A 2144-nucleotide genomic window follows, 5' to 3' on the forward strand; every position below is an offset into this window, starting at 1 on the left:
ACTAAATATCCTTACTTTTTCCACCCCTATAAAAAACCTGTCTCTAGGCTTAGGATAAAATACTTATTGAATGCTAAAGAGATAATTCCCATTTCACCGTAATTATTTGAATTAGAAGCAACAAAATTGATTTCATATGATAAAATAAATAGTAACGTCCATTGCCAACTTCCTATATAATGCCTAGCATTTTAACAAGTCGATTTAATTAATGAACAACTGGTCCTCTGAAAAAATATCTGTCCTAGCCTTAGTCTTACTGATTACTGGTGCAATTGATAGTATAAGAAATTTACCGGGAACCGCGCTATTCGGTTCGTCATTAATTTTTTTCTTTATCTTTTCCGCAATTGTTTTCTTAATTCCAGTGGCTTTGGTAGCAGCAGAATTGTCCTCAACGTGGTCGGATGAGGAAGGCGGAATTTACAGTTGGGTGAAGCATGCTTACGGTGAGAATCTTGCTTTTTTTACCATCTGGTTGCAATGGATCAATACCTTAGTCTGGTATCCCACAATTTTATCCTTTATAGCCGGTGTCTTGGCCTATTTGATCAATCCCGAACTCGCACAAAATAAATATTACCTGATTTCAGTAATTCTAGTTATTTTTTGGTCATTAACTCTAATTGCATTATCGGGGTTACGCGCTTCAGCACATTTTGCCGGTCTTTGTGCCATACTAGGAATGATACTGCCCATGGGCTTTATTATTTTTCTTGCCTTAATTTGGGTCATTAAAGGAAATCCTATAGCAATTAATATGAGCTTAGAGCATTTGATACCGCACTGGAAAGACAGCCAATCTTGGGTATCACTTACTGCAATTATGACTTCATTTTTAGGCATGGAGCTCGCAGCGGTACACGTTCGCAATGTGCAAAACCCACAAACCAATTTCCCTCGAGCAATGTTTTTTTCAGTATTGCTTATCCTAACAACCATGATTTTCGGCTCATTAGCTATTGCTTTTGTTCTACCCAAAGAAAAAATCAGTTTAATTGATGGCGTACTGCAAGCCTTTACTAACTTTTTCCATGCATATAACCTTGAGTGGCTCTTACCTATCCTGATCGCATTATTACTTTTAGGTAGCTTAGGCAGTATGATCAACTGGATCATTTCGCCAGCGAAAGGTTTGCTTATGGCGGCCAATCATAACTTCTTACCGAAATTTATGTGCCAATTAAACAAACGTGGAATGCCTTCACGAATTTTGATTACGCAAGCCATTTTGGTGACGCTTTTATGCAGTGGCTTTCTCTTGTTTCCAAGTGTCAATGCCATCTATTGGTTGTTTACTGCCTTAAGCACTGAACTCTACATCATGATGTATGTTTTAATGTTTATTGCAGCCTGGAAATTAAAAAGCAAATATGCTCATCTTCATAGACCTTTTGCAATACCCGGAAAAAAAGCAGGCTACTATCTGACCTGTATTCTGGGTTTATGTGGCTGCACTATGACTTTAATTGTTGGTTTTATTCCACCCGTTGAATTTATGAATTTTGGTGGCGCAAATCATTTTCGCTTGGTTTTCTCTATAGGAATCGTCTTAATGATGCTTCCTGCATTTTTCCTGTACGGGCGTAAAAAATACATCACCAAACCTAGGACTTAATAGAGAAATGATTACTTATGCTGTTCAAATGAGGTGCGCTCATCTTCATCGGGAGCTGGATGAGGCTTCATTTGGTCCACCGCAAATCTGTATTTGGAACTCGCTGACTCGATCTTGGGTAAATCAACCCCTTGTTTTTTATCAAAAGACTCTCTACCTAGAAAATGCTTGGATTCCAAAAATTTTTGTAGAGATGTGGATACTTCACTTGAAATTATTTGGATTGTGAATCCTAATAATTTACGCGTTTTACCCAATGTTGTCTTTTCTTGTTGTACATTGGCTGCATCAATAACCTTTTTGACAGCTTCTGCTAGAGAAGATTTTGCTTCTTCAAATGTACATTTGCTATTCTCTAAATCATTATTAAGCTGATTAATTCGCTCATTCAATCGGACCATTGCATGCACGACTGGATCAGTCTTGTTCAAACCTGGATTAGCACCATTTAAAATCTCTTGCCATTTTTTAGGCAGTGACTTTTTTAAATCGTTAACTACATTGTCAAATTTTTGAAGGTTTCCTC

At 37.4% G+C, this 2144-nt stretch carries 2 protein-coding genes; one reads left to right on the forward strand and one right to left on the reverse strand.

Features of this window, described 5'->3' with window-relative positions:
- Positions 1-211 precede the first annotated feature (211 nt).
- Positions 212-1618 (forward strand): APC family permease, encoded by a 1407-nt coding sequence (locus tag OQJ26_RS19175; protein ID WP_265705278.1) that lies wholly within the window; start codon positions 212-214, stop codon positions 1616-1618.
- A gap of 11 nt (positions 1619-1629) precedes the next feature.
- On the opposite strand, the gene OQJ26_RS19180 is transcribed toward OQJ26_RS19175, so the two are convergent.
- A partial coding sequence (locus OQJ26_RS19180; protein WP_265705279.1) for a hypothetical protein occupies positions 1630-2144 on the reverse strand: 515 nt, incomplete at its 5' end.

It is taken from the genome of Legionella sheltonii, from assembly GCF_026191355.1.
Classification (GTDB): domain Bacteria; phylum Pseudomonadota; class Gammaproteobacteria; order Legionellales; family Legionellaceae; genus Legionella; species Legionella sheltonii.

Excerpts from the sequence above, each read along its gene's own strand:
- OQJ26_RS19175 (WP_265705278.1), top strand. The coding sequence starts at position 212 with ATGAACAACTGGTCCTCTGAAAAAATATCTGTCCTAGCCTTAGTCTTA.